The organism is Mycetocola manganoxydans (assembly GCF_003667545.1).
In the GTDB taxonomy this organism is placed as follows: domain Bacteria; phylum Actinomycetota; class Actinomycetes; order Actinomycetales; family Microbacteriaceae; genus Mycetocola_A; species Mycetocola_A manganoxydans.
Genome location: NZ_RCUV01000008.1, coordinates 15,817 through 42,539 on the forward strand (window position 1 = coordinate 15,817; position 26,723 = coordinate 42,539).

Here is a 26,723-nt window from a genome sequence, read left to right on the forward strand (position 1 = left end):
GCACTGAACGGCCGACCTAGGTCGAATGACGGCCGCGGCGCTGGGAAGCACCGCGGCCGCCACTCCCCGCAATTCGGGGATGCGTGGGTTAGGGCAGGTACTCGAGTTCTGTCTTCTCAACCCAGGCGGCGATGTTCTCCCTGACCAGGTTGTAGTCGATGTCCTGCTTGTCGAGGGAGTCAATCAGCTCGATGACCTCGGGAAGCGCCTGGGCACGGGCCTCTTCGTTCACCGGATACGCGGAGAACTCTTTGGCGAACTCGCCCTGCACTTCTGCACTCCCGAACCAGTCGATGAACTCCTCGGCGCGGTCCTGCTTGGAGGTGCCCGCAATGACGGAGATCTGCTCGGTCACGTAGGGAACACCGACCTCGGGGGCGATGACGCCGGTCTTCGTCCCGTACTCGGCGTCGCGCGCGGCGATACCGCTCGAGGGAAGGACACCGAAGTCCACCTCGTCGCGGGTGATGCGAGCGTAGAGGTCGGTTCCCTCGACAGCGGGAGAACCGTGGGCGAAGTACTTCTCGACCTCTTCCCAGCCCTTGTCCGAGACACCGAGGTCGCCGTCTTCGTCGAGGTGCTGGGTGAGCAGCCCGGCGAGGATGAGCTGGGGCGTTGCCTGCCCGAGTGCGGTATTGACCTCGTATCGACCGTCCCATTTGGAGTCGTTCCAGAGGTCGCTCGTGTCGCTCGGAGCATCCGACTCAGAGATCTTGTTGGTGTCGTAGACCGTCACGATGGCCTGTTCGACGAGCGGCCAGAAGGCGCCGTCCTTCGGGTCACCGGACTCCTGGTCGACTTCGCCGGCCCACTCAGGCTCGTATGCCGTGATGGCTTCTTCCGCCTTGAGCGTTTCGAAGTACATGTTGTTGAGACCGAAGACGACGTCGCCGACCGGGTTGTTCTTCTCCGCGACGATGCGGTTCGCGAGGTCGGCGCCGCCGAGACCAACGATCTCGATGTCGAGGCCGGCTTCTTCGGCCTGCGCGGTGATCCACTCGCCGCGACCGTCCGAATTGGAGTTCGTGTACACGATCAGCGTGCCGGTGGAGTCACCCGATCCGCCCGACTCGCCGCCAGACGAGCCCGCTCCAGCGGAGCATCCCGTCAGTCCGATGGAACCCACGACGACAACGGCAAGTGCCGTTGATGTGAGATTGCGCTTTTTCACGGTCAGTCCTTTCGAGCAACGACAGACCCCCGGGTCGTCCCTTGCTGATCATGCGAGTTACACGTGCTTCCAACCTAGGGGACGGAGCACCCCGAAAGAGGGTCGGTTGACAGATGTTCGCCTGATGTTCGTTCTGCGGCGTCTCGACCGTCGCGGAGCTGACGAGTAGGGTGTGCGCGGCCGTGTGGCAGCGCGAGCGGGTCCTAGAGGACGCGCTCGAGTTCACGCTCGCGGCGGCGCGCCCGTACGCGAAGAACCGCGCGAACGAACCACCAGATGACGAGGGCGGCGACGCCGGCGACAACGATGTACTTGAGGATGTCGGCGTACTCGAGCAACGCGCTCCAGTTCTCACCGAGCAGGAACCCGGCCACCACGAAGATGCTGTTCCAGAGGAGGGAGCCGGCAGCCGTGAGCAGTCCGAACGTCACCAGGTTCATCTTCTCGATCCCTGCAGGGATCGAGATGAGACTGCGGAAGATGGGGAGCATCCGCCCGAAGAAGACGGCCTTCTTGCCGTGGCGGCCGAACCAGGCGACTGTCTTGACGATGTCGCCTGGGTCGACGAAGGGGATGCGAGCCGCGAGCCACACGGTGCGGTCGTGGCCGAGCCAGCGACCGAGGCCGTAGAGAACGAAGGCACCGAGGATGGAACCGAGCGTCGTCCAGAAGATGGCTTCGGCGATCGTGAACGAGCCCTGGCTGGCGGTGAAGCCGGCCAGCGGAAGGATGACCTCGCTCGGGATGGGAGGAAACACGTTCTCGAGGAAGACGATGAGTCCGGCGCCGACGGGCCCGAGTGCTTCCATGATCTGGATGGCCCACTGCGCGATTCCGTCGGCGACGCCGGCGGATGCTGAGTCGGCGGATGCCGCGAGGTGCGACTCGGGGAGGGCGGTCAAATGCATGGGGTTGTCTCCACAGTGGATGGGACTGCGGCAACGACAACTCCGACGATGCCAGGACGGACGGCGCCAGTCTGGCATACCGACTCCGGCCTTGGCTGGGAGTCTCAGGCGATTCCCGGGCGCCCACCTCGCCCCCCGGCTGCCCTTGCCTGGCCGTAAACGGCTGAACCTCGGCACGACATCCAGCCGTTTATGGCCGAGCAAGCGACCTAGGCGGCTGACCAGCCGCCGTCGCTCGCGAGGATGACGCCGTTGACGTTCACGCCGTCGTCGCTGAGGAGGAAGGTGATCGACGCCGCAAGAGCGTCGCCCTCGACCGCCTCGGGCATGACGGCCATTCCGGCACGCACGCGCTCAGAGCCGAGGGTCGACGCGAACGTCGCCTCGATGTTGGTGATGACGGGGCCAGGTGCGACGGCGTTCACGCGGATGCCGCTCGGGCCGTACATGAACGCGCTCGACTTGGTGAGGCCCGCGACCGCGTGCTTCGACGCGGTGTACGCGGCGCCGGCGGCTGAACCACGAAGCGCTGCTTCAGATGCGACGTTGACGATCGAGCCGGCCTGACGGGCGAGCATCGACGGAACGACGGCGCGCATGAGCTTCATCGTCCCTTCGACGTTGATCGCGAACACGCGCTTCCAGACGGCATCCGACACCTCGTGCACCGGCGTCATGTCGTCCATGATTCCAGCGACGTTGGCGAGAGCATCGATCTGGTCGCCCGCAGCAGCGACGATCTCAGCGATTGCGTTGTCGTCGGTGATGTCGGCCGTCACGGCGATGATGTCTGCCGCCGGGAGTTCGTCGACGAGCTCGTCGAGACGCTCGCGCGCGATGTCCACAGCGATGACGCGTCCACCCTCACGGGCGACCCGGGATGCCGTCGCTCGGCCGATTCCGGATCCGGCGCCGGTGACGATGACCGTCTTTCCGGTGAAGCGACCGTCGCTGATCCGCTCGACCCACTCGGGGCGCTCGACGGCGTCGACGGCGTTCTCGTCCACGGGAGCCGGCGCAGCGGCATCCGTTGTTGCGGTCGCAGCGGATGCCGGCACGTCGCCGATCTCGACGCGGCGCACGAGTTCGTCGATCAGTTCAGCGGGAAACGAACCCTTGCTGAGCTTGACGAGGCGCTTGATCGCGAGGCGGCGGACGGGTCGGAGGGTGTCTGCGGTCTGGCCGGCCTGGGCCAGCAGGTCGCGGAGGATGAGCCCGCCGACCGGGTGGTCGAGCCAGGTGCCGACAGAGGAGTCGCCGGACAGGGTGGAAGAGGGAGCCATGGGGTTCTGCTTTCTGGTCGGGATCGCCGATGCATACCGGACAACGTTGTCCGGTTGTAGGCTACACGGGTGTCAGCTCCCGGTAAAGCGAATCGGGGCCCGAGTGCCGGGCCCGAGAACCGTCGAGCCCTCGTCGCCGCGGCCCGTGAAGTCTTTGCCGAAGACGGGCTCTCAGCGCCGCTGAGCTCGGTCGCCAAACGCGCAGGCGTCGGGCAGGGCAGCCTTTATCGCCACTTCCCCGACCGCATCGCCCTCGCGGCAGCCGTCTTCGAGGAGAATATCGGTGACCTCGAAGTCGTCGTCGACCGCCCGGACAGCACCCTCGACGACTTCCTCGAGGTCGTGATTGCGCAAGCCCTCGTGTCGACGGCGCTCATCGAACTGCTGACCTCCCACCGACACGACGAACGCATCGCGCATCTGAGCGACCGTCTGGCATCAGTCGTCGCCACAATCACGGAACGCGAGAAGGCGGCGCGGCGCATCGGGCAGCACGTCGCGATCGACGACGTGGTCCTCGCGATCTCGATGCTGGCCGGCGAACTCGCCCACACCGAACCGGATGCTCGCGCGGGCGTCGGTCGCCGCGCCTGGGCGCTCTTCCACGCGGCTTTCGCGCCCCACGAGGGCTGACGGCACATGCAAAAACCCCCGCCGCGAGGCGAGGGTTTGTGTGGCGGAGACGGCGGGATTTGAACCCGCGCGGAGCGAAGCTCCGCGAAAGGCGGCAGCCGAATCCCAGGCAATCCCTAGAACGAGACTGCGATCCGCAACCAATTTAAGAGGTGGCGGAGACGGCGGGATTTGAACCCGCGGTCCCCTTACGAGGACTCCACCTTAGCAGGGTGGTGCACTAGGCCGAACTATGCGACGTCTCCATGAGCGGCCGCTGGACGGACGCACGGGCTTAATCATAACCGGCAAATCGCCTCGGGCCGAATTGGGCTCAGCGGTTGGCGACCGAGCAGGTCTGGTCGAAGGCGGTCTGGCCCTGCAGCCCTTCGATCACATCGGTCGTCGGAGTGGGCACCGGGGTCGCCCCGGGCGTGGCATCCGGGGCGTCAGCGGGAGGAGTCGCCGGCGCATTCGGGTCGGCCTCCACTCCCGTGCGGTTCGCGTTGGGGTCAGGAGCGAACGGAGCGTCGGTGGCGATTCGCTCGAACAGCTGGTCGGCGAGGCTTTGCAGCGGCACGACCCGGTTGCGGTTGTTCGGGTCGTCCATCACCGGGTACTGGATCAGGTTGAGCTTGTCGAGGTCGACGGTGACAAGCGTTCGCGCCATCGCGACCATGCGCGTGACGTTCGTCAGCGAGGTCGACAGGTTGACGTGCTTCGCCGCGACCTGGGCGAGGGAGTAGAGCTTCGTCACGTCGGTGAGGGTGTCGTTGCTCTTGATCGTGCGAACGAGCGACGAGATGTACTGCTGCTGACTCGCGATGCGGGACAGGTCGCTCCCGTCGCCGACACCGTGGCGGGTGCGGAGGAACGCGAGCGCGGTCTCGCCGGAGACGACACTCGTACCTGCGGGAAGGTCGAGGTCCGAAAGGGGGTCGTTGACCGGGGCCGTGAGGCACACGGGAACGCCGCCGACGGCATCCGTCATGCGTACGACCGACGCGAACGACATCAGTGCCGCGAACTCGATCTCGAGCCCGGTCAGGTTCTCGATCGTTCCGACGACGCAGGCGAGACCACCGCGCTCGAAGGCAGCGTTCAAGGGCTGGGCACGCGTCGGGCCGTTGCTCTCCCCGGTCTCCGGGTCGACGCAGGTGGGATGCGGGATGACGAGGTCGCGCGGGAAGCTGACGACGACGGCACTGGAGTGGTCCTCGGAAACGTGCAGGAGCATATTGACGTCGTTGAGGGTGATCTCGCGTTCGCCGAAATCATCGCCCTGTTCGGGATCGTTGTCGGCACCGACGACGAGGAGGTTGAACCCTCCCTCGAACGCATCGATATTCGGCACAGCGGGGAGCGGGGTGTCGTCGGGACCGCTGATGTCGATCGCATTCGACGAGACATTGGAGGCGAGATCCCATACGACCCAGGCGGCGACGGATGCTCCGCTCACGAGCACGACGGCCATCACGATCGAGAGGGCCCGCAGCACCGTCGAGAGCACCCCGCGGCGCGGCTGGCGGCCGTGCTTGATGCTTGCCTCGGTGGATCTCGACGTTTTCACAGAGCAACTCTAGAGCCCGAAGCTGACCGTCGGATCCCTCCGGAGGATGAGAGGGTCAGTCGTTGCCTTTGGAGCAGGTGTAGTCGCCGGCCGTCTGGCCCTGCACCGCCTTGTCGAGCACGACTCCCGGTGGCGTCGCGTCGGTCTTCGGCGCCTCGGGGTCCTCGGTCTGAGGGGTGTCGTCTGCCGGGGCGTCGTCGACGGGAGCGTTCGGGTCGACGACGGAACCTGGGCCGGTGTCGCCGCTCAACGTGAGCGGTTCATCGGCGGCGAGCGCGTCGAAGAGCTGAGCGGCAGGCGTTTTCAGCGGCAGAACGCCCTCATAGCCGTTGATGTCGCCGTATTCGGTGGGGTACTGCACGAAGACGACCTGGTCGAGCGGGATGTTCTTGAGCGCCATCGCGATCGAAACCATTGTGTTGAGGTTCGACAGGCTCGTTGAGAGCGTCATGTTGCTCGCGGCCGCCTTCGCGATACCGAAGAGCTTTCCCGGGTCGGTGAGGGTTTCGCTGCTCTTCAGCGTGCGCACGAGCGAGGAAAGGAAGACCTGCTGGTTGCTGATGCGGCCGAGGTCGGAACCGTCACCGACGCCGTGGCGGGTGCGGAGGAACTGGATCGCTTCCTTGCCCTGAAGCGTGTGGACTCCTGCGTCGAGGTAGGTCTCCGTGCGCCAGTCGTTGATCGGCTCAGCGACGCACACATCGACGCCGCCCACCGCGTTGGAGAGTTCGATCACTCCACCGAACTGGACTTCGGCGGCGAAGGGAATCGAGAGCCCGGTGAGCTTCTCGACGGTGAGCACCGTGCAGGCGAGGCCGCCATACGACAGCGTCGTGTTGATCTTCTGCGCCGCCATGGCGTCGTATGTTCCGCCGTTCTCCCGCGGGCACGAGGGGATCGGAACGAACATGTCGCGCGGGAAGCTGACGACGGTAGCAGCGGTGTGATCCTCCGAGATGTGGAGGAGCATCGTCACGTCGTTGAGAGTGGCGGAATCCTTGGCGTCGTCGCCGAAGACGGCATCCTGTCCCTGCCTGCTGTCGCTGCCGACGAGAAGAAGGTTCACTCCACCTTCGATCGCATCGATGTCGGGAGCACTGCCGGCGGTCTCATTGGCGAGGGTGACGGACGGAGCAACACTCGACGCGATGTCCCAGACGGCGTATGCCGCGATGGCGGAGCCACTCACGAGGACGACGGCGAGCGCTGCCGAGAGGAACCGCGCGATGGTTCGGCCTGCCGTCGATTTCCTGAGCCGGCCGTGCCGCGCCGTCGATCGTGCCGGACGGGAGCGGCGGACGGGTTCGCTCACGCTCGTTCCTTTCGCGGCAGGCGGCTATGGAGGTGTGACTCGGGTGGAGAAGGGGCGGAGGGCGTGGGAATCGAACCGCACATGTCATTAATGCAATCCGTGCCCCGGCTGGAGAGCTTTCACCCTTGCGACGCGGAGGGCGTGGGATTCGAACCGCACATGTCATTAATGCAATCCGTGCCCCGGCTGGAGAGCTTTCACCCTTGCGACGCGGAGGGCGTGGGATTCGAACCCACGAGACATTTCTGCCCACCAGTTTTCAAGACTGGCTCCATCGGCCGCTCGGACAGCCCTCCTTGCACGCTGTTTCTCAACAGCAGGCAACGCTCGATTGTAGCCGATGAGGGCCAATCCAGAATGACAGGGTGCCCTGATAGAAAACTGAAGAACCCGGTCAGAGCGAGCGAAGCACCGCTGCGAGGCCGTCGTCGTCGATGCTGCCGGTGACTTCGGTCGCGACCGCTTTCACATCATCCGGAGCCTGTCCCATGGCGACGGCACGGCCCGAACGGCCGGCCCACTGGAACATCTCGATGTCGTTCCGCCCGTCGCCGACGGCGACGATCCGGTCCTCGGGAACGTCGAGCCACTCCCGCACCCGTTCGAGCGCTGTCGACTTGTTGACACCGAGCGGCGCGATGTCGAGCCAGGCAGTCCAGCCGATCGCGTACGTAACCGAGTGCAACCCCATCTTCTCCACCACGGAGAGAAAGTCCAGCTCGTCGTGCTCGGGAGACACGACGACGACCCGCGTGACCGGTTCGCTCAAGAGGTGCTCGAACTCGACCTCTTCGGCGTTCTCGAGGTTCCAGTCCGTCATGCCCTGGGTGTACCGGCGGTATCCGCTCGGGTACTCGACCATGTACCGGCCGTCTGCGAGGTGAGACCGGATCTGCGTCAGGACCTCGCGCGGGTTGAACGTCTCAATGAGGTGCCTGCGGTACCCGGTCGGCTCCGTGGCATCCCGTTTCATAACGAGCGCGCCGTTCGCGCACACGACGTACTCCGGTGTGATCCCGAGCTGGTCGAGTACGTGGTGCGTTGTCTCCCAGCTGCGGCCGGTCGCGAGCATGAGGATGTGCCCGCGAACGGATGCCGCCTCCGCGGCCTCGATGACGGCATCCGACATCGTTCCGTCCTCGGAGAGGAGGGTGCCGTCGATGTCGAGGGCGACGAGCAGGGGGGCGTCGGTCACAGCGGAGCGATGACGTCGAGCCCACCGAGGTAGGGGCGCAGCGCCTCGGGGACGAGGACGGATCCGTCTGCCTGCTGGTGGGTCTCGAGCAGGGCGACGAGCCAGCGGGTGGTCGCGAGCGTTCCGTTAAGAGTGGCGACCGGCGTGGTCTTGCCGTCTTCACCGGCTCGGTAACGGATGTTGAGACGTCGCGCCTGGTACGTGGTGCAGTTCGAGGTCGAGGTCAGTTCGCGGTACGCGTCCTGGGTCGGGACCCACGCTTCGACGTCGTACTTGCGGGCGGCGCTCGAGCCGAGGTCTCCGGCGGCGGTGTCGATCACACGGTAGCTGAGGCCGAGGGCCTGCAGCATTCCTTCCTGCCAGCCAAGAAGGCGGAGGTGTTCCGCTTCCGCTTCCTCAGGGGTCGTGTAGACGAACATCTCGAGCTTGTTGAACTGGTGCACCCGGATGATGCCGCGGGTATCGCGGCCGTACGAGCCCGCTTCGCGGCGGTAACAGGTTGACCATCCTGCGTACCGGATCGGGGCATCCGCCACGTCGATGATCTCGTCGGAGTGGTATCCGGCGAGCGCGACCTCGCTCGTGCCGGTGAGGTACAGGTCGTCTGCCGGGAGGTAGTAGACCTCGTCCGCGTGGGCGCCGAGGAACCCGGTGCCCGCCATGATCTCCGGCTTGACGAGCGTCGGGGTGATGAGCGGGATGAAGCCTTCGGTGAGGGCCCGGTCGAGCGCCATGTTCATGAGGGCGAGCTCGAGCCGTGCGCCGATGCCGCGCAGGTAGTAGAAGCGAGCGCCGGAGACCTTGGTCCCGCGCTGCATGTCGATCGCGCCCAGGAGCTCACCGAGTTCGAGGTGGTCCTTCGGTGCGAAGTCGAACGCGGGCTTCTCGCCGACCTCGCGGAGGGTGACGAAGTCGTCCTCGCCGCCGGCCGGGACGCCGTCGATGATGGGGTTCTGGATGGCGCCGACGATCTCGGTGAAGCGGGTCTCGGCATCCGTCACCTGCGCCTGTGCCTGCTTGACCCGATCGGAGAGGCCCTTCACCTCGGCGACGAGGGCGGCCTTCTCCTCTTTCGGTGCCTTGGCGACGCGTTTGCCGAACGCGTTCTGCTCGGCACGGAGCTCCTCGAATGCGGTGATCGCGGCGCGGCGGTCACGGTCGGCGTCGAGGGCCTGGTCGACGAGTTCGACACTCGATCGCCTCGCCTCCTGCGAACGCCTGATGAGGTCTGGATTTTCGCGGAGGAGCACTGGATCAATCACGGGGGCAAGTCTAACGTCGCACGGTACGGTTGCAGGTATGGGCGAGTCGGGGCTGAAGCGCGCGGCGGTGGTGTACAACCCGACGCGAGTCACGCGGAGCGCCCTCCAGCCGCTGATCGACCGTGCGGCCGCTGACGCCGGGTGGGGCGAAACGATCTGGTTCGAGACGACGCTCACCGTCCCGGCCAAGGTGCTCACCCGCGAGGCGGTGCGCTCCGGCGTTGATCTGGTTTTCGCTGCCGGAGGCGACGGAACCGTGCGATCGGTGGCCGAAGGCATCCGTGATTCGGGGGCCGCTCTCGCTTTGCTCCCGTCAGGAACCGGCAACCTGCTCGCACGCAACCTCAAACTTCCGATCAACAACGTGACGGATGCCATCGCGATCGCGTTCACGGGACGCACCCGCAACATCGACCTCGGTATCGCGACGCTCAGCCGGACCGACGGGTCGATCGAAGAGCACGGGTTCCTCGTGATGGCCGGGATGGGCATCGATGCCGACATCATGGCGAACACGAGCGAGGCCCTGAAGAAGACCGTCGGCTGGCTCGCTTACGTGGATGCCGGCATCCGCGTTCTGCCCGATGCGCGCCCGTTCCGGATCAGGTACCAGCTCGACGGGAAACCCGTGCACAGCGCGCACGTGTCGACGATCCTGTTCGGCAACTGCGGCACCCTCACCGGTGGACTCGAGATGATGCCGGACGCCATCGTCGATGACGGTCTGCTCGACATCGCTGTGCTGCAGCCGACCGGAACACTCGGCTGGATCGACATCTGGCGCAAGTTGCGGTTCGAGAACGGGTTCCTGCGCCGGTCGAGCATCGGGCGCAAGCTCATCTCTGCGACGTCCGGGAGTGCATCGACGATCTCCTACCTGCGCAGTGCCGGGGTCACGGTGTCGCTCGACAAGCCTCGCCACGTCGAGCTCGATGGCGACGAGTTCGGGGTCGTGGCTGGCGTGCGATTCGCGGCGGATGCCGGAGCCCTCGCCGTGCGGGTGCGGTAGCGTCGGCGACCTAGTTCCCCGGTTCCTGCTTCCCTGCTGCGTTGGGCTCCGTTCGGGGGTGCTCTGCGCGGGCGCCGTTCGGTCACAAATGGTCGAACGATCTGTTGCTCGGTCAGTTTGGGCTGGAACGTGAAGGGCGAGTTCATGTAAGTGACGCAACACCCTGATCTCGGGGAGTTGCTATGTCTGGTCGTCCGTCGGTGCCGATCGATCTTATTCGTGGGTTCTGGGGGCGAATCCGGGCGGGAGATTCGATCGAGGATGCCGCGACTCTCGTGGGAATGTCGGTCACGCAGGCTCGGCGAACGTTCCGGAAAGCTGGCGGAGTGAACCAGTTTCCGGCGAGCCCGTTGAAAGGCCGTTATCTCTCCTGGCTTGAGCGGGAGGAGATCCATGACCTCACCGCCCGGGGAGAAGGCGTCCGTAAAATAGCCCGAGCGCTCGGCCGCGACCCGGCAACGATCAGCCGGGAACTCGCCCGCGGGATGACGAACCGGCGCGGGTATCGACCATCGGTCGCGCAACACAAAGCGAACGCCGCTCGTCGCGGACCCCGATCGGCGAAGCTGGCGGTGAATGGCCGGCTTCGGGAGGAAGTGCAACGGCGATTGCACCGGCGGGAGTCTCCGGAGCAGATCGCTGGCAGACTGAGAACCGATTTCCCGGACGATGCGGAGATGCGGGTGTCCCACGAAACGATCTACCAAGCACTATATGTTCAGTCCCGGGGTGGCCTGAATCGGGAGCTGGCAACGCACCTGCGCACCGGCCGCTCGATGAGGAAACCCCGCCGCGCCGAGGGCGAACGTCGCGGACGGATCCCCGACATGGTGATGATCTCCGAGCGCCCGGCCGAAGCCGAGGATCGCGCTGTCCCGGGCCACTGGGAAGGTGACCTAATCCTTGGCTCGGTCGCTTCGGGATCAGCAATCGGAACACTGGTCGAGCGCAGCACCGGATTCGTGATGCTGCTGCATTTACCCGAGAACCACACCGCGCTGGCCGTTCAAGAAGCGATGATCGAGAAGATCAGCCAGCTCCCGGAACATCTGAAACGCTCACTGACCTGGGACCAGGGCAGCGAAATGGCCTCGCACAAAGCGATCACCGCCGCGACCGGGCTCGACATCTACTTCTGCGACCCGCACTCACCCTGGCAGCGCGGCAGCAACGAGAACACCAACGGTCTGCTGCGACAATACTTCCCGAAAGGTACCGACCTCTCCGTCCACGGCCCCGGGATCCTCGACAACGTCGCCGCGGAACTCAACTGCCGTCCCAGAAAACGCTACGACTGGGAAACACCTGCTGAACGCCTCGACAAACTACTCTCGAACCCACACACAAACACCGGTGTTGCATGACTACCTAGAATCCGCCAAGCTGCTCTCAGCCACAAGTGACCGAGCAACCGAGCCCTCCAGCCAAAAGTGACGGAGCAACGCCGGGTGTCCCATCCCTCCACACCCTGTGGACAACGCAGGGCTCTGAATCCGCCCAACTCGGTCACGAATGGTCGAACCCCGCGCCGCTCGGTCACCTTTGGTTGAATCGGGGTGCCGCTTCCAGCCAAAGGTGACCGAGCAACCCGGTGCCTCAGCCAAAAGTGCCCGAGCAACCCGCAACGGGGCACCCGACCGACCCGTGGCGCCTGTGGACAGCGTCTGCGGCATCCGTACCGTTCAGGCATCCTCGATGCCGTGACTTTCCGCAAACCGTTGCCGTTGCCGCTTCCGTCGGCGTTCGCCGTGACAGACGCATACGCCCGCGGATTCACCCGTGCCCAAATGCGCAACAAAGCGCTCATCGCACCGTTCACCGGCACCAGGGTCGGCGCCGCCCCAGCGATTCCGCTGGAACTGAGTTGCCGCGCACTTGCAACACGGATGCCACGGGGCGCAGCGTTCAGCCACCGAACGGCCGCGGTCCTGCACGGGATGCCGCTACCGCCGTCCCCCGCGAATTGTCCCGTGGACGTAACGGTCCCGACGCCAGCTCGCGCCATACGTCGGCATGGCACACGCGGGCACTCTGCGGTACTGGAGCCGGACGACATAAGCACCAGCGCCGAGCTGCCAGTAACGACGGTCGAGCGAACCTGGTGCGATCTGGGAACCGTTCTTGGCCTGCCGGATCTTGTCGCCGTCGCGGACTTTCTCCTGTGGCACGAAGCGCCTTTGTCTACGAGGTCTCGACTCGCAGCGGCGATCGAAACATACCCGTCGCGCGTCGGCCGACCTCTGCTGCGTCGTGCCCTCGGACTCAGTAGCGACCACTCCCGGTCGCGCCCGGAGTCGCTCGTGCGGGTCGACCTCGCTTTGAGCCCGCTTCCGACTCCTCTGCCGAACTACGAGCTGTTCCTCACAATTGCCCGACGAACCGTCTATTTCGACCTCGCCTATCCCGAGTACAAGCTCGAGCTCGAGTACCACGGCGACCAGCACCGCACCGACGTGAGGCAGTGGCGCAGCGACGTGCGGCGGGCGAACGACATCGGCGACGAAGGGTGGCAGACCCTGCAATACACCGGCGATGACCTCATCAACCTGACCGCGATGAGAGCCAGGGTGGAACGGCGCCTCCGCGCTCTCGGCTGGAACGGGTAGAGCCCCTTCAGCTCCGACGCCGCACTGCGCGGACGCACGTGGTCGGATGCCATGCCGCGCAATTCGGAACGGGCGGATGCCGCGCCCCGCGATTCGGAACGGTCGGATGCCGTGCCGCGTGATTCGGAACGGTCGGATGCCGCGCTGCTCGGTCGCTCATGGTCAGACGCCGTGCTGCTCGGTCGATATTGGTCGAAGCGTGCGGCAGTTTCTAGCCAACAGCGACCGAGCAAACCTACGGTCCAGCCAGAACCGACCGAGCAACGGAACGCGACGCACCAGCGGATGCCGCCACGCGGCATCCGCACAGAAAAACCGCTAAATGACGCCCTGCGCGAGCATCGCGTCGGCAACCTTCACGAAGGCAGCGGTGTTCGCGCCGACCACGTAATCGCCGGGGCGCCCGTACTTGTCTGCGGCCTCGTACGCTGCCGTGTGGACTCCGCGCATGATGTGGTGCAGCCGGTCTTCGCTGTCGCTGAAGCTCCAGCGCTGGCGCGACGCGTTCTGGCTCATTTCGAGCGCACTCGTCGCAACACCGCCGGCGTTCGCGGCCTTACCCGGCCCGAACAGCACGCCCGCCTGCTGGAACGCGTGCACAGCGTCGGGGAAGCAGGGCATGTTCGCGCCCTCAGCCACAGCCTCGACGCCGTTCGCGATGAGCGCCTTAGCGTCTGCCAGGTTCAGTTCGTTCTGGGTCGCGCTCGGCAGGGCGATCTGGCCGGGAACATCCCAGACGCTTCCACCTGCCACGAAGTGCGCGGACGGACGGCGTTCGGCGTACTCCGAGATCCGCAGTCGCTCGACCTCCTTGATCTGCTTCAGCAGGTCGAGGTCGATGCCCTTCTCGTCAACGATGTAGCCGGAGGAGTCGGATGCCGTGATGGCACGTCCGCCAAGCTGGTGAACCTTTTCGATGGCGTACGTCGCGACGTTTCCCGATCCTGAGACGATCGCGGTCTTGCCGTCGATCGACGCGCCCTTCGTGGCGAGCATCTCCTCGGTGAAGAAGACGGCGCCGTAACCGGTGGCTTCGGTGCGAACCTCTGCACCACCCCAGCCGGTTCCCTTGCCGGTGAACATGCCGGACTCGTGGCGGTTCGTGACCTTGCGGTACTGGCCGAAGAGGTACCCGATCTCGCGGGCACCGACGCCGATGTCACCGGCTGGCACATCCGTGTGCTCGCCGAGGTGACGGTACAGCTCGTTCATGAAGCTCTGGCAGAACCGCATGATCTCGGATTCGCTCTTGCCGTGAGGGTCGAAGTCGCTGCCACCCTTGGCGCCACCGATGCCCTGCGCGGTCAGCGCGTTCTTGAAGATCTGCTCGAACCCGAGGAACTTGATGATCGACAGGTTCACCGTCGGGTGGAACCGCAATCCGCCCTTGTACGGGCCGAGCGCCGAGTTGAACTGCACCCGGAAGCCACGGTTGACCTGAACCCGGTTCTTGTCGTCGGTCCACGGCACACGGAAGATGACCTGGCGCTCCGGCTCGACCAGTCGCTCGAGGATGCCGGCTTCGCCGAACTCGGGGTGCTCCGCGAGCGCAGGCTCGATCGACTCGAGCACCTCGTGGAGGGCCTGGTGGAACTCCGGCTCCCCGGGGTTCCGTGCAACGGCGGTCTCGTAGGCAGCGCGAGTGAGTTCAGAGGGCAGGGACGGTGAGGGCACTGGGGATCTTTCTGAGGGCGTGATGATCGCGAACGACGCTGAACGCAGGGGACGCGGGGCTCTCGATTCAGGGATCCATCGGGGGCGCGACGCGCAGAAAGGCCATTGTGAGGCCCCCGACAGTCTGACTTGCGGGGGCGGCATCCGTCAATTTGACGCGCTTTCCTCGACCGTCGCCGCATCGAAGAGCGGATGCCGCGGACGCCACCGCACGGCTGCGACGAAACCCGAACCGATCACCACAGTGAGTCCGGCCGCTGGGAGGAGAGCAGCCGGTTTCAATTGCCAACCGCCGAGCGATCCTGGCCGCATTCCGCCGTCAGCGGGTCCCCAGCTGAGGTACGAAACGCCACCTTCGTCGTCTTCCACGATGGTGACGGTCGGCATCGGCCCACCCGACCTGAGGTTGTCGAATACAAACCATTGCCGCATCGAAGACATGTCGAAGCTGAAAGACTCCTCACCGGTCGATTCGATCCTCGCCCGGCTCTCGGCGATGGAGGCGTCGGCCGCGTCGCTGCGCGCCTGGGCGTCCAGTGCGGCGATCCCAACTCCGCCGGCGAGGAGGAGCACTCCGGCAATCGCGGCCCGAGCCACGCCGCTCAACGAGTGGTGTCGAGCCATGATCAGCCCGCCACGCTCCGCTCGGCACCGTCCGCTGGTTGCTCTTCGACGTCGTCATCCCCCCACCGGCGCTGTGGTCGCCACCGCGATGCCGCGAAGAAGAAAACACCGAGGAGCGTCAGCACTCCAGCGAGGGCGAGGAGCGGAGACAACCCCCACGCGAGCTGGGAGAGCAGCATGGCCTCTTCAGCCTCCGCTTGCGTTGCGCCCGGCGCATTCATCGCACCGCCGTAGACCTGATTGACCGACCAGCGAAATGCAGCGATTCCGCCCCCGAGCAGCACGACACCGAGAACCGTCAGGGCGATCAGGTACGGGTTGCGCCACGGCGAGACCGGCAGCTCGACCGTGTCCGGATCCCCGGCTGCGGCGTCCCCTGGCATCCCGTTCTCCGTCGAAACGCGGTCCACCGATTCCCCGGCGTCAGAACCCGCTGTGGGAATGGGTGGAATCCAGCGCGCGGGTGGCGCAGGGACGGTACCGATCCGCTCGTGCGTCTGCGCTGTCGCCGACGGGCCATCGTGCAACGCCGGGTCGAAACCGCGCTGGAACTCGGGGCTGTAACGGGGGTCGAAACCGGTGCGATCCATCCGATACTCCTTCGTCGATGGGGCTGATCGGAGCCTAGCGAACGACCGCAGGCGGAGCGAGCATCAGGCTTCGGGTTCGCCCGTGATGATGCCGCGGAGCCAGTCACGGGCTTCGACGAACACCTCGTCCGAGTACTTCGAGTCGAACGTTATCGACGCCTTGTCTGCCCGCGGGTATGACCCGAGGAACATCACTCCCGGACTGAACCGGCGGACACCGAGAAGAGCATCAGCGACGCGTTCGTCGCGGATGTGACCGTCTGCGTCGATGATGAACCGGTAGCGACCGAGTTCATCGCCGATCGGGCGGGACTCGATGAGACTCATGTTGACGCCGCGGGTGGAGAACTGCTCGAGCAGCTCCAGCAGGGCGCCTGCCCTGTCGATCGGCAGTTCCGCGATGAGACTGGTCTTGTCCGCCCCGGTCGGCGCTGGCAGAACGGTCGTCCTGCTGACGTGCAGGAAGCGCGTGACCGCGTTCGGGTTGTCACCGATGTTCTCCGCGAGGACGTCGAGGTCGTAGTGGGCGACGATTCCCGGTGGCGCGATGGCGGCATCCGCGAGGTCGTTGTCGAAGAGAGCGGATGCCGCGGCCACGTTGCTCGTCGCTGGGATGTGCCCGTGATTCGGAAGGGTGGCGTCCATCCACTGGTGACACTGCGCGTAGGCGACGGGGTGAGCGTTCACGACCTTCACGTCGTCGAGGGTCGTGCCCCGTTTCGCGACGAGTACGAAGTTCACGGACACGAGGTATTCACCGACGATGCGGAGCCCCGGCATGGTGGCGAGCGCGTCCTGGGCGACGGAGACACCACCCTCGATCGAGTTTTCGATCGCGATGACCGCACCGTCGCTGCGGCCGGAGATGACGTCGTCGAGCGCCTCACCCACGTTGTTCACCGAACGCCAGTTCTGGCCGACCGCTTCAGGGACCTGCGCGAGAGCAGCCTCGGTGAACGTTCCCTGCGGACCCAGATAACTGTAGGTGCGAATCGGTGAACGGGTGTCTGACATGCTCGAAAGCCTACTGGTCGCGCCCGAACGGGGAGTGTCGTCAAGAGCACTCACCCACTACAGTATTCAGTGTCCAGTCAGCGACTTCTCGCTGATGGGGGCGACATTCGGGCGTCGCGGGACTGAGGGTGGGACTCGGTGGGTTTATGGGGGGCAGCTCGGGGGACGGTTTCACGCCGTATCTCCCCGGTTTTGCATGCCGTCGGCGGCGCTGCGACAGCCTTCGCCGTCGGAGCAGCCGGCCTCGGGTTCCTCGAGACCACCGTCATGCCGGACACCGCTCCCTCACCGATCACGACGGCCGAAACCGTTCCCACCACCGGTGTTGAACTTGCGGCTCAGTTCGCTGGCCGCCCGGCGGCTGCAGCCGAACTGCTCGCCGCTCTTCCACCGTTGACGGTGGCAACCCTGTGGAGCACTCTCCCGCGCTTGTTCATCACCGACCTGATCCACGAGAGAGCGGATGTCATCGGCAATCTCGACGGCGCGAGTTACGCCGATCGGGACCGCGCGAACGTGCGACGCCTCGGCAGCTCCCTGGTTCTTGCCGAGGCAGACGAGCGGCGCGCGCTGGCGCAGCTGAACTCCCCTTCGGCGTCCGCATCGTCCGCCAGGGTCGCGGCCGAGGCATCCGCTCGCGTGGAATCGTTTGAGGTACTCCTCCGGCTGTTCGCCCCTGGGCAGGAGACCGCAACTCGGCGGTACCTGGTCAGCCTCGACCTCTCGGTGGACGGCCCTCCGCTCGCAGCAATCGCCGTCGGCGACCTCGATGCCGCGCGCTACACCACCTTCTTTGTTCCCGGGATGAACAGCAGCGTGCGTGAGGCGGAGGACCTTCTTCGAGGCGTCACCCGGATCCAGCAGGCATCGGCGGACAGCGCTGCGGTGCTGTGGGTCGGCTACGAAAGTCCCGGGCCGGTCGACACGGTGTCGACAGGACATGCCGAGGCCGGTGCCGTGCGCCTTGCTGCCGACCTCGACGGGTATGCGGCTGTTCGAGACGTCTCGGGTGTGCCGTCCGAACTGACTCTCCTCGCCCACTCCTACGGCTCGACAACCGCCGCCATCGCACTCGCCGGCGGCGCCCACGGCGTCGACGCATTCGTGATGATCGGTTCGGCTGGAGTCCCGGCAAACATCCGTCTTGACGATCTCCACCTCCCGCCCGAATCGGTATATGCCTCAGAAGCCATGGGCGATGGAATCGCCGGAAGCGGCCAGTTCTGGTCGGGGCGCGCAAACCCGGCATCGGCCGAGTGGGGCGCGCAGTTGTTCAGCAGCAACGGCACCGTGCTCGACGACGGAACGGTGCTCACAGCGGTCCGCGCCCATGACGTCGTCGGCTCCGATGACCACACCGACGCCGAGAAATACCTCGGCGACGGAACGGAAAGCCTCTACGGCATCCGGATGATTGCGACCGGTCACCGGGGTCCTCTCGCCCCGCTCGTGCCGACCCCGCTCGAGGACTCCACTATCGTCGCCGCTGCCGGTAAGTAAATCCCTGACCGCGCCGCGTCCCCGGGTGCCACAATGGGGGCATGACTGACCGCGCAGGAACCCCAGCAGCTGAGTCCGACCTCATCGATGTCCCCGCCCTCCTCGAGGCCTATTTCGAGTTGAAACCGGACGTATCGATCCCGGAGCAGCGGGTGGTGTTCGGCACCTCCGGCCACCGTGGCTCGTCGTTCAACACCGCGTTCAACGAGCACCACATCGCAGCGACGACACAGGCGATCGTCGAATATCGCGCTGACCAGGGCATCACAGGCCCCCTGTTCATCGGTTCTGACACACACGCGCTCAGCCACCCCGCCCAGACCACGGCACTCAAGGTCCTCGTCGGCAACGACGTGCGCGTACTCGTCGACGAGTTCGACGACTTCGTACCGACACCCGCCCTCAGCCATGCGATCCTCGCCTGGAACCGCTCGGGCGCCACCGACGAGGCTGACGGCATCGTCGTCACGCCGAGCCACAACCCGCCGGGCGACGGCGGCTTCAAGTACAACCCGCCGCACGGCGGGCCGGCAGACAGCGACGCGACGAGCTGGATCGCGAACCGCGCCAACGAGATCATCGAAGCCGGGCTCATCGACGTGAAAATGGCCGAGCCGAGCGCTGTCGAGACGTACGACTTCCGCTCCCACTACGTCGACGACCTCGCGAACATCATCGACATGGACGCGATCCGCGACTCGGGCATCCGCATCGGCGCCGACCCCCTCGGTGGCGCAAGCGTCAGCTATTGGCAGGCGATCGCCGATCGGTACAGCCTGAACCTCACCGTTGTGAACCCGCGCGTCGACCCGACCTGGCGATTCATGACGCTCGACTGGGACGGCAAGATCCGCATGGATCCGTCGTCGCCGTCGGCGATGGCATCCGTTCTCGCCCACAGGAACGACTACGACATCCTCACCGGCAATGATGCGGACTCCGACCGGCACGGCATCGTCACCCCGGACGCGGGCCTGATGAACCCGAACCACTTCCTCGCCGTCGCGATCGACTACCTGTACCGCAATCGGTCGGGATGGTCAGCGGATGCCGCGATCGGCAAGACGCTCGTCTCCAGTTCGATCATCGACCGGGTCGCCGAGTCGCTCGGTCGCCGGCTCGAAGAGGTTCCGGTCGGGTTCAAATGGTTCGTCCCCGGGCTCCTCGACGGCACGGTCGCCTTCGGTGGTGAAGAGAGTGCCGGCGCCAGCTTCCTGCGCAAGGACGGCACGGTCTGGACCACGGACAAGGACGGGATCCTGCTCTGCCTGCTCGCAGCCGAGATCCTCGCCGTCACCGGAAAGACTCCGTCCCAGCGGTACCGGGAACTGACCGAAGAGTTCGGCGACCCGGTCTACGAGCGCGTCGACGCAGCGGCAACTCCCGCGCAGAAAGCGGCGCTCGGCAAGCTCGACGGCGACGCCATCACAGCGACGGAACTCGCCGGCGACCCGATTCTCGCGAAGCTCAGCAAGGCACCCGGTAACGGTGCAGCCGTCGGCGGCGTGAAGGTCGTGACCGAGAACGCCTGGTTCGCGGCCCGCCCGAGCGGAACGGAAGACGTGTACAAGATCTACGCCGAGTCGTTCCGTGGGCCTGACCACCTCAAGCAGGTCCAGGCTGAGGCAAAGCGGATCGTCGACGAGGCTCTGGGCGCTTGAGACCCCCGAGTTGCCCACTCTGACGGGTCCGCGGGCGTCCGCACCCGCCGAAGTGGGCAACTAGCGTCAGAGGCCCAGCTTCGTGAGCTCCTCGTCCATCCGGGTGGCGATCGCGGCGTACCCCTCGTCGTTCGGGTGAACGCCGTCAATGGACAACCACTCGGGGTGACCCGCCATCCACTCTGACGCTCCGGTGATGTAATCGGCCCCGACATCCTGGGCAGCACTCTCGACCCAGTCGTTGATGGTGCCGACCGACGCCGGGCGCTCGTCGAGGTGCCAGAACGGTTCGACAACGATCAACCGTGCGTCGGGAAGCTCCTCCGCGAACGTCGCGAGATCGTCACGGATTGCCTCCTCAAGCTCGGCGGCACGGTCGGGCATGGCGAAGTTGTCGTTGAGGCCCATCGTGACGATCACGATGTCGGGCTCCTCAGCCACGATGGCTTCGACGAGGTCCTCCCCGATCAGACCGCGATTGATCACGTAGCCGAGGCCGTCCACGCTCGGGTTCAGCTCTGCCCAGCCACGCTCCTCACAGATTCGCGAGGACCAGCGCAACGCCGGGTCGCTCGCTCCCGTTCCACGCGTGTACGAATCGCCGTAAAACGCAGCGACGGGTTGACCGGGTGAAGCGGATGCCACGGGATCGACTGCGGGAACGCTCGTCGAACAGCCGGCGAGAGCGGGCAAAGCGAGGACGAGACCGGCGGCGGCCAGGACTCGTGGAAGGGAAAACGCCGACATGCTCCGACAGTAACCCGCTAGGCCGGAACACTCCAGAACCAGGCGTTTCCGCCCGGATGCTCATCGGTGATCGCAACGTCGAGGTCGCGGTATGGGCCATCGAGGTTGTGGCTGGCGAACCCGATTTTGGTGACGCCATCGACGACCGCAACGCTCGACACGAGCATGACGTGGTCAGGAATGTCGTTGTTGTTCCAGTCGAACATGCCGATGTCGCCGATCTTGACCTGGTCTCGCTGGTCGAGGGTCAGCCGCGTGACGTCAGGACCGTTGTCGCTCGCGAACCAGTCGTGCATCGCCGGCACGTAACCCCAGGCCGGGCTCCAGTCAGCGAGCGTGGCGGCCGCGTTCCTGTTGAACCAGGTGTCGTTCTGCACCCAGCCCCGCTGGATGAGCGTCTGGCTGACGAAGTTGGCGCAATCGCCACCGACGGAGTTGAGGTTCCCCCACTCGGCCGAGTTGTATTCGTCCCAGTGCCTGAGGGCGTAGGACATCTGCTTGTCGAGCGGCGTTTCGACCGCGTAAGCGTAGGTCAGCGGCTCCGCCTGCGGCACGGCTGCCTCGCCGGCAGCGACGACGATCGCGGCGTCAGCGGGCTGGAAGTCGAGCGCAGCAGGAGCGACGGCGGTGACCGTGCCGTCGTCGGTGACGACCACGTCTGTCGCGGGTACGCCGCCGATCGTGACGCTTGTGACCTCGTCGAGCGCGGTCCCGGAAATCGTCAGAGTCGTTCCGCCAGTGACTGAACCGGATGCCGGCGAGATGGCCGTGACCGCTGCCACCTCGGTCGGTGTCGACGTGCTGGACGGTTGAGGGCGCGAGCCGGTCGGCGACGTGGAGGCGGAGCATCCGACCCAAAGAAGCGCGGAACTCGAGACGAGCGCGACGGCCGCGAGACGGCGGGTGCGAACCCGAAGGCTGGCGGGACGACGGGTGCTACTCGACACGAAAAATCCTTCGGAATGACGGCGGTGAACTCCCATGGTAGGTCAGGCATGTGAACAGATCCTGATGACTCACTTGACAACAAGCCTTTCCACACCGTAGCTTGTCCTCTAATTCGTGAGAGCGCTCTCACGCAGCTAAATGAGAGCGCTCTCATGGAGCCACTGACCAGCCCACGCACACAAAGGAGTGACCGTGACTTTCTCACGCCGCACCAAGCTCACGACCGGCATCGCCGGCGCTGCAGCCTTCGCCCTCCTCGCCACCGGTTGCGCCTCGCAAGGCGCCGCCAGCTCCGGTGACGAGAAAATCGAATTGTCCATCACCACCTTCGGAACCTTCGGCTACGACGAGCTCTACAAGGAGTACGAGAAGGCCAACCCGAACATCACGATCAAGGCGGAGAACATCGACACCGGCGGCAACGCCCGTACCGATGTCTTCACCAAGATCGCCGCCGGATCCGGCCTCAGCGACGTCGTCGCCATCGAAGAGGGCTGGCTCGGGCAGATCATGGACGTCTCCGACAAGTTCGTCGACCTCAACGAATATGGAGCAGAGGACGTCAAGGACAACTGGGTCCCCTGGAAGTACGAGCAGAGCATCGACCCCGACGGCCGTGTCATCGGCTTCGGCACCGACATCGGCCCGCAGGGCCTCTGCTACAACGGAAAGCTCTTCGAAGCCGCCGGCCTGCCGAGCGACCGCGAGTCCGTCGCCGAGCTCCTCGGTGGAGACGACGCCTCGTGGGAGAAGTACTTCGAGGTCGGAGAACAGTACAAGAAGGCAACAGGCAAGGCCTGGTACGACCAGTCCGGATTCGTCTGGAACGCCATGGTCAACCAGATGGAAGAGGGCTACTACACCAAGGACGGCGAACTGAACGTCGAGGGCAACGCAGACATGCGCGCCAAGTTCGACCAGCTCGCTGGAGCAATTGGCAACGGCCTGTCCGCCAACCAGGAGCCCTGGGTCTGGGGCAAGGGCAAGGGATTCGTTGACGGATCCTTCGCCACCATGGTGTGCCCGGGCTGGATGCTCGGAAACGTGAAGGGGTCCCTCGAGTCCGGCGGCGGCGACGCCTCGACCGGCTGGGACTTCGCTGACGTCTTCCCCGGTGGCGCAGCCAACTGGGGCGGCGCATTCCTCTCGGTGCCAGCCACGTCGGATCACCCCGAGGAAGCAGCAGAACTCGCCAAGTGGCTGACCGACCCCGAGCAGCAGGTCAAGCAGTCCGCTGCGGCGGGTAACTTCCCGAGCACCATCGAGGCCCAGGAGAAGCTTGCAGAAGATGCGACTCCGAACGAGTTGTTCAACAACGCCCCGACCGGAGCGATCCTCGCCTCCCGCGCCGAAGGTGTTGTCGCCCAGTTCAAGGGTCCCCACGACTCGCTCATCCAGGAGAACGTTTTCGGACCACCGTTGAAGAACCTCGACACCGGCAAGACGAAGAGCGCTGACGAGGCCTGGGACCAGGCTCTCCAGCTCCTCAACGACCTGGTCGTCAACAACTAGGAACACCAACCGAGAGGCTCCCGGGAGGAATCCCGGGAGCCTCCGATCTGGACGCGAGAACATGACAAGCACACTGAACAGGCCGCCGGTCGAGAATTCCTCTCCCGGCACGCCGCGAACGACAGCCAAAGCGCCGATCTCACTGAAGCATCGGCTGAGCGCCTTCGATCACAAGGCCTCCCCGTACTTCTACGTCGCCCCCTTCTTCATCCTCTTTGCCATCGTCGGGCTCTTCCCCCTCATCTACACGTTCGTCGTCTCGCTCTACGAATGGCACACTCTCAAGGGCCAGGGCGACTTCGTGGGCCTGGCCAACTTCACCGCCGTCCTCGGCGACCGGTACTTCTGGAATTCGCTGTTCAACACGGTCAGCATCTTCTTCCTCTCGACCATCCCGCAGCTCATCGCCGCCGTCATCATCGCCGCCGTGCTCGACCAGAATCTCCGGGCGAAGACCTTCTGGCGTATGAGCATCCTGCTGCCGTACGTCGTCACCCCCGTCGCCGTTGCGATGATCTTCTCGAATGTGTTCGGCGAGAATTACGGCCTCATCAACAACATCCTCGTGAGCTTCGGAATCGATCCGATCATGTGGCAGAACGAAACCCTGCCGAGCCACATCGCGATCGCGACCATGGTCAACTGGCGCTGGACCGGGTACAACGCCCTCATCCTTCTGGCAGCGATGCAGTCGGTGCCCCGTGACATCCACGAATCTGCCGCACTCGATGGCGCAGGCGCGACCCGCCGATTCTTCAGCATCACGCTTCCATCGATCCGCCCGACAATGATCTTCGTCATCATCACGGCGACCATCGGTGGACTGCAGATCTTCACCGAACCACGCCTGTTCGACCCGGTGACCGCGGGTGGATCTCAGCGTCAGTTCCAGACCACGGTGCTGTACCTGTGGGAGATGGCGTTCTTCCGCCAGAACTTCGGCAAGGCATCAGCGATCGCCTGGCTGTTGTTCCTGCTCATCGTGATCTTCGGTCTGATCAACTTCCTGCTCTCGCGGAGCATCGCTACCGCGGAAGGGCGAGGAGCGAAAGCCCGCTCGCAGCGCCGCCTGCTCAGGATGCGCCAGCGCCAGGCGCGCGACGGCGTTCGTGCGGGCACCGCGGCATCCGTTCTCTCGGAGACCGTCCCTGTGCCAGGCCCCGCCGACAGCCCCGAACCGTCCGCATCGACAGAAGAAGGGAGCACCCGATGAGCGCGAACACACTCACCCGCCCGACGGAGACTCGTGAGAGCCTCCCCACGCGGCGAAAGGCGAAGTTCTACGGAATCGACAAGCGGCCCGGTTGGCTGACCTATTCGCTCCTCGGCGTGTTCTTCCTCTCCTCGGCGTATCCCCTGTGGTGGTCGTTCGTGATGGGATCCCGCGACAACACGGCGTTCGGGTCGACCTGGCCTCCACTTCTTCCTGGTGGCAACTTCTGGAAGAACGTCGGCGAGGTCTTCGACACCGTTCCGTTCTGGCTCGCGCTCGGCAACAGCGTGCTCATCTCGAGCATCATCACCATCTCGGTCATCACGTTCTCGACTCTCGCCGGCTACGCCTTCGCGAAGCTCAGGTTCAAGGGCCGCGACGGACTCATGGTGTTCGTCATCGCGACGATGGCGATCCCGACCCAGCTCGGAATCATCCCGTTGTTCATGGTGATGCGCACCCTCGGCTGGACCGGCGAAATCGGCGCCGTGATCATCCCGACCCTCGTCACGGCATTCGGTGTGTTCTTCATGCGCCAGTACCTCATCGACGTCATCCCGGACGAACTCCTCGAGGCGGCCCGCATGGACGGTGCGAACATGATCTCGACGTTCTGGCATGTCGCTGTCCCTGCCGCCCGACCCGCTATGGCGATCCTCGGACTGTTCACCTTCATGACGGCCTGGACGGACTTCCTCTGGCCGCTGATCGTGCTCAACGCCGGCAACCCGACTCTGCAGACGGCCCTGAGCCAGCTGCAGTCCGCACGGTACGTTGATTACTCCATCGTTCTCGCGGGAGCCATCATGGCTACAATTCCCCTGCTTCTTCTCTTTATCGTGGCAGGTAAGCAACTCATTTCAGGCATCATGCAAGGAGCAGTGAAGGGTTAATGACTATTAACTTCCCCCCAACGTTCATCTGGGGGTCGGCAACCGCTGCGGCCCAGGTCGAAGGCGCCGGCCACGAAGGCGGCAAAGAGGATTCGATCTGGGATGCTTTCGCTCGCGTTCCCGGGGCCGTCGCGAAGGGCGACAACCTCGAGGTCGCCGTCGACCACTACAACCGCTACGCCTCAGACGTCGCCATTATGAAGGAGCTCGGGCTCGACTCGTACCGCTTCTCCACGAGCTGGGCACGCGTCGTTCCCGGTGACCGGCAGCCGAACCCCGAAGGCCTCGACTTCTACTCGCGCCTCGTCGACGAACTGCTCGGAGCCGGCATCCTGCCGTGGCTGACCCTGTACCACTGGGACCTTCCGCAAGCGCTCGAGGAGAAGGGCGGCTGGGCGAACCGCGACACTGCGCACCGCTTCGCCGACTACGCGGAGACCGTGTACGGCACCCTCGGTGACCGGGTGAAGAACTGGACGACGTTCAACGAACCGTTCTGCTCCTCGCTTCTCGGCTACGCATCGGGCGTTCACGCTCCCGGCGTCCAGGACCCGGCGAAGGCGGTCGCCGCGATCCATCACCAGCACCTCGGCCACGGTCTCGCCGTGAACCGGCTGCGCGAACTCGGTGCCGAGCAGATCGGCATCACGCTCAACCTGTCGAACGCGATCCCGCTCGACGCCGACGATCCCGTCGACGTCGAGGCCGCCCGCCGCTTCGACGTGTTGCAGAACCGGGTCTTCCTCGACCCGATCGTCACCGGCGCGTACCCCGAGGACGCGTTGAGCGACCTCGAACAGTTCGGACTGCGCGAGCTGATCCAGCCCGGCGACATGGAGATCATCGGAACGAAGATCGACTTCCTGGGCGTGAACCACTATCACGACGACCAGGTCTCCGGTCACCCGGATGACTCGGGAACCGACGGCCACTCCGGCGCGACCGAGCGTGACATCCGTTCGTGCTGGATCGGTTCCGAGTACATCACCTTCCCGAGTCGGGGCCTGCCGCGCACGGCGATGAACTGGGAGGTGAACCCGTCCGGACTGCACAAGCTCCTCGTTCGCCTCGGCAAGGAGTATCCGAACATGCCTCCGCTGTTCGTCACCGAGAACGGCTCCGCGTACGAAGACGTCCTCTCGGAGGACGGCCACGTCCACGACCCCGAGCGCACCCAGTACGTCGTCGACCACGTGCAGGCGGTGTCGGATGCGATCGCTGACGGCGCTGACGTTCGCGGCTACTTCGTCTGGTCACTTCTCGACAACTTCGAGTGGTCGTGGGGCTACGACAAGCGGTTCGGCATCGTCCGGGTCGACTACGACACCCAGGAGCGGACGATCAAGGACTCCGGACTGGCCTACGCGGGAATCATCGCTGAGGCGAAAAACGGCGCACTGGCGCAATAGAGTGGTGCCG

General features: G+C 65.2%; 24 protein-coding genes and 2 tRNA genes. 10 read left to right on the top strand and 16 right to left on the bottom strand.

The genetic code is table 11. The annotated features are described in order from the left end of the window. Positions 1-88: 88 nt before the first annotated feature. The 3 genes from D9V29_RS08165 to D9V29_RS08175 all read right to left on the bottom strand — a co-directional run bounded on the left by D9V29_RS08165 (position 89) and on the right by D9V29_RS08175 (position 3,362). Positions 89-1,171: an extracellular solute-binding protein gene (locus tag D9V29_RS08165; protein WP_229790461.1), complete on the bottom strand. Its 1,083-nt coding sequence runs from the start codon at positions 1,169-1,171 to the stop codon at positions 89-91. Positions 1,172-1,374: 203 nt separating this feature from the next. Next, positions 1,375-2,079 (bottom strand): DedA family protein, encoded by a 705-nt coding sequence (locus D9V29_RS08170; protein ID WP_220699935.1) that lies wholly within the window; start codon positions 2,077-2,079, stop codon positions 1,375-1,377. A 209-nt stretch (positions 2,080-2,288) separates the two neighbouring features. Continuing rightward, positions 2,289-3,362 carry an SDR family NAD(P)-dependent oxidoreductase gene (locus D9V29_RS08175; protein WP_121672843.1) on the bottom strand — a complete coding sequence of 358 codons (1,074 nt, stop codon included), beginning with the start codon at positions 3,360-3,362 and terminating at the stop codon, positions 2,289-2,291. Positions 3,363-3,431: 69 nt separating this feature from the next. On the opposite strand from D9V29_RS08175, the gene D9V29_RS08180 reads away from it, so the two are divergent. After that, complete coding sequence (locus D9V29_RS08180; protein WP_121672844.1) at positions 3,432-3,995, top strand: TetR/AcrR family transcriptional regulator; 564 nt, start codon at positions 3,432-3,434, stop codon at positions 3,993-3,995. A 153-nt stretch (positions 3,996-4,148) separates the two neighbouring features. Here the strand turns inward: D9V29_RS08180 and D9V29_RS08185 are convergent. The 6 genes from D9V29_RS08185 to serS form a co-directional block, all read right to left on the bottom strand. After that, a tRNA-Ser gene (locus tag D9V29_RS08185) sits at positions 4,149-4,240 on the bottom strand. A 68-nt stretch (positions 4,241-4,308) separates the two neighbouring features. After that, on the bottom strand, positions 4,309-5,544 hold the full coding sequence (locus D9V29_RS08190; RefSeq protein ID WP_147436236.1) for an LCP family protein: 1,236 nt from the start codon (positions 5,542-5,544) through the stop codon (positions 4,309-4,311). 55 nt (positions 5,545-5,599) lie between these two features. Next, positions 5,600-6,856 carry an LCP family protein gene (locus D9V29_RS08195; RefSeq protein ID WP_121672846.1) on the bottom strand — a complete coding sequence of 419 codons (1,257 nt, stop codon included), beginning with the start codon at positions 6,854-6,856 and terminating at the stop codon, positions 5,600-5,602. A gap of 211 nt (positions 6,857-7,067) precedes the next feature. After that, positions 7,068-7,152, bottom strand: a tRNA-Ser gene (locus tag D9V29_RS08200). A 98-nt stretch (positions 7,153-7,250) separates the two neighbouring features. After that, complete coding sequence (locus D9V29_RS08205; RefSeq protein WP_121672847.1) at positions 7,251-8,051, bottom strand: HAD family hydrolase; 801 nt, start codon at positions 8,049-8,051, stop codon at positions 7,251-7,253. Next, complete coding sequence (gene serS / locus D9V29_RS08210) at positions 8,048-9,313, bottom strand: serine--tRNA ligase (RefSeq protein ID WP_121673022.1); 1,266 nt, start codon at positions 9,311-9,313, stop codon at positions 8,048-8,050. Before serS ends, D9V29_RS08205 begins: the two co-directional genes overlap by 4 nt. 37 nt (positions 9,314-9,350) lie before the next feature. Between serS and D9V29_RS08215 the strand changes: the two genes are divergently transcribed. Next, positions 9,351-10,322: a diacylglycerol/lipid kinase family protein gene (locus tag D9V29_RS08215; protein WP_183084957.1), complete on the top strand. Its 972-nt coding sequence runs from the start codon at positions 9,351-9,353 to the stop codon at positions 10,320-10,322. Between the two features lie 182 nt (positions 10,323-10,504). Next, a complete protein-coding gene (locus tag D9V29_RS08220) occupies positions 10,505-11,686 on the top strand; it encodes an IS30 family transposase (protein WP_121672848.1) in 1,182 nt (393 codons plus the stop codon). A 579-nt stretch (positions 11,687-12,265) separates the two neighbouring features. Here D9V29_RS08220 and D9V29_RS14770 read toward each other — a convergent pair. Next, a complete protein-coding gene (locus D9V29_RS14770) occupies positions 12,266-12,490 on the bottom strand; it encodes a hypothetical protein (RefSeq protein ID WP_147436237.1) in 225 nt (74 codons plus the stop codon). A 9-nt stretch (positions 12,491-12,499) separates the two neighbouring features. Here D9V29_RS14770 and D9V29_RS08225 point away from each other — a divergent pair, with 9 nt between their 5' ends. Beyond that, positions 12,500-12,928, top strand: a complete 429-nt coding sequence (locus D9V29_RS08225) for a putative endonuclease domain-containing protein (protein WP_121672849.1) — start codon at positions 12,500-12,502, stop codon at positions 12,926-12,928. A 318-nt stretch (positions 12,929-13,246) separates the two neighbouring features. Here D9V29_RS08225 and gdhA read toward each other — a convergent pair whose 3' ends face one another. The 4 genes from gdhA to pheA all read right to left on the bottom strand — a co-directional run bounded on the left by gdhA (position 13,247) and on the right by pheA (position 16,830). After that, positions 13,247-14,602 (bottom strand): NADP-specific glutamate dehydrogenase, encoded by a 1,356-nt coding sequence (gene gdhA, locus D9V29_RS08230; protein ID WP_229790462.1) that lies wholly within the window; start codon positions 14,600-14,602, stop codon positions 13,247-13,249. Positions 14,603-14,749: 147 nt separating this feature from the next. After that, positions 14,750-15,226, bottom strand: coding sequence for a hypothetical protein (locus tag D9V29_RS08235; protein WP_121672851.1), 477 nt, complete (start codon positions 15,224-15,226; stop codon positions 14,750-14,752). A 2-nt stretch (positions 15,227-15,228) separates the two neighbouring features. Continuing rightward, complete coding sequence (locus D9V29_RS08240; protein ID WP_121672852.1) at positions 15,229-15,816, bottom strand: hypothetical protein; 588 nt, start codon at positions 15,814-15,816, stop codon at positions 15,229-15,231. Between the two features lie 63 nt (positions 15,817-15,879). Then, entirely contained in the window at positions 15,880-16,830 is a 951-nt protein-coding gene (gene pheA / locus D9V29_RS08245) for a prephenate dehydratase (protein WP_121672853.1), read from the bottom strand. Positions 16,831-17,022: 192 nt separating this feature from the next. On the opposite strand from pheA, the gene D9V29_RS08250 reads away from it, so the two are divergent. Both D9V29_RS08250 and pgm read left to right on the top strand, forming a co-directional pair. Continuing rightward, the gene (locus D9V29_RS08250) at positions 17,023-18,330 is read left to right on the top strand and encodes an alpha/beta hydrolase (protein WP_121672854.1); all 1,308 of its coding nucleotides are present in this window, start codon (positions 17,023-17,025) and stop codon (positions 18,328-18,330) included. A gap of 41 nt (positions 18,331-18,371) precedes the next feature. Further along, on the top strand, positions 18,372-19,991 hold the full coding sequence (gene pgm / locus D9V29_RS08255; protein ID WP_121672855.1) for a phosphoglucomutase (alpha-D-glucose-1,6-bisphosphate-dependent): 1,620 nt from the start codon (positions 18,372-18,374) through the stop codon (positions 19,989-19,991). 66 nt (positions 19,992-20,057) lie between these two features. On the opposite strand, the gene D9V29_RS08260 is transcribed toward pgm, so the two are convergent. Both D9V29_RS08260 and D9V29_RS08265 read right to left on the bottom strand, forming a co-directional pair. Then, positions 20,058-20,738, bottom strand: a complete 681-nt coding sequence (locus tag D9V29_RS08260; protein WP_121672856.1) for an SGNH/GDSL hydrolase family protein — start codon at positions 20,736-20,738, stop codon at positions 20,058-20,060. A gap of 17 nt (positions 20,739-20,755) precedes the next feature. Beyond that, a complete protein-coding gene (locus tag D9V29_RS08265; RefSeq protein WP_183084958.1) occupies positions 20,756-21,685 on the bottom strand; it encodes an amidase domain-containing protein in 930 nt (309 codons plus the stop codon). A 193-nt stretch (positions 21,686-21,878) separates the two neighbouring features. On the opposite strand from D9V29_RS08265, the gene D9V29_RS08270 reads away from it, so the two are divergent. The 4 genes from D9V29_RS08270 (at position 21,879) to D9V29_RS08285 (ending at position 26,713) form a co-directional block, all read left to right on the top strand. Continuing rightward, on the top strand, positions 21,879-23,198 hold the full coding sequence (locus D9V29_RS08270) for an ABC transporter substrate-binding protein (protein ID WP_121673024.1): 1,320 nt from the start codon (positions 21,879-21,881) through the stop codon (positions 23,196-23,198). A 61-nt stretch (positions 23,199-23,259) separates the two neighbouring features. Then, a complete protein-coding gene (locus D9V29_RS08275; RefSeq protein WP_121672858.1) occupies positions 23,260-24,411 on the top strand; it encodes a carbohydrate ABC transporter permease in 1,152 nt (383 codons plus the stop codon). After that, complete coding sequence (locus D9V29_RS08280; protein ID WP_121672859.1) at positions 24,408-25,304, top strand: carbohydrate ABC transporter permease; 897 nt, start codon at positions 24,408-24,410, stop codon at positions 25,302-25,304. Before D9V29_RS08275 ends, D9V29_RS08280 begins: the two co-directional genes overlap by 4 nt. Then, positions 25,304-26,713: a GH1 family beta-glucosidase gene (locus tag D9V29_RS08285; RefSeq protein ID WP_121672860.1), complete on the top strand. Its 1,410-nt coding sequence runs from the start codon at positions 25,304-25,306 to the stop codon at positions 26,711-26,713. Before D9V29_RS08280 ends, D9V29_RS08285 begins: the two co-directional genes overlap by 1 nt. Positions 26,714-26,723: the final 10 nt, after the last annotated feature.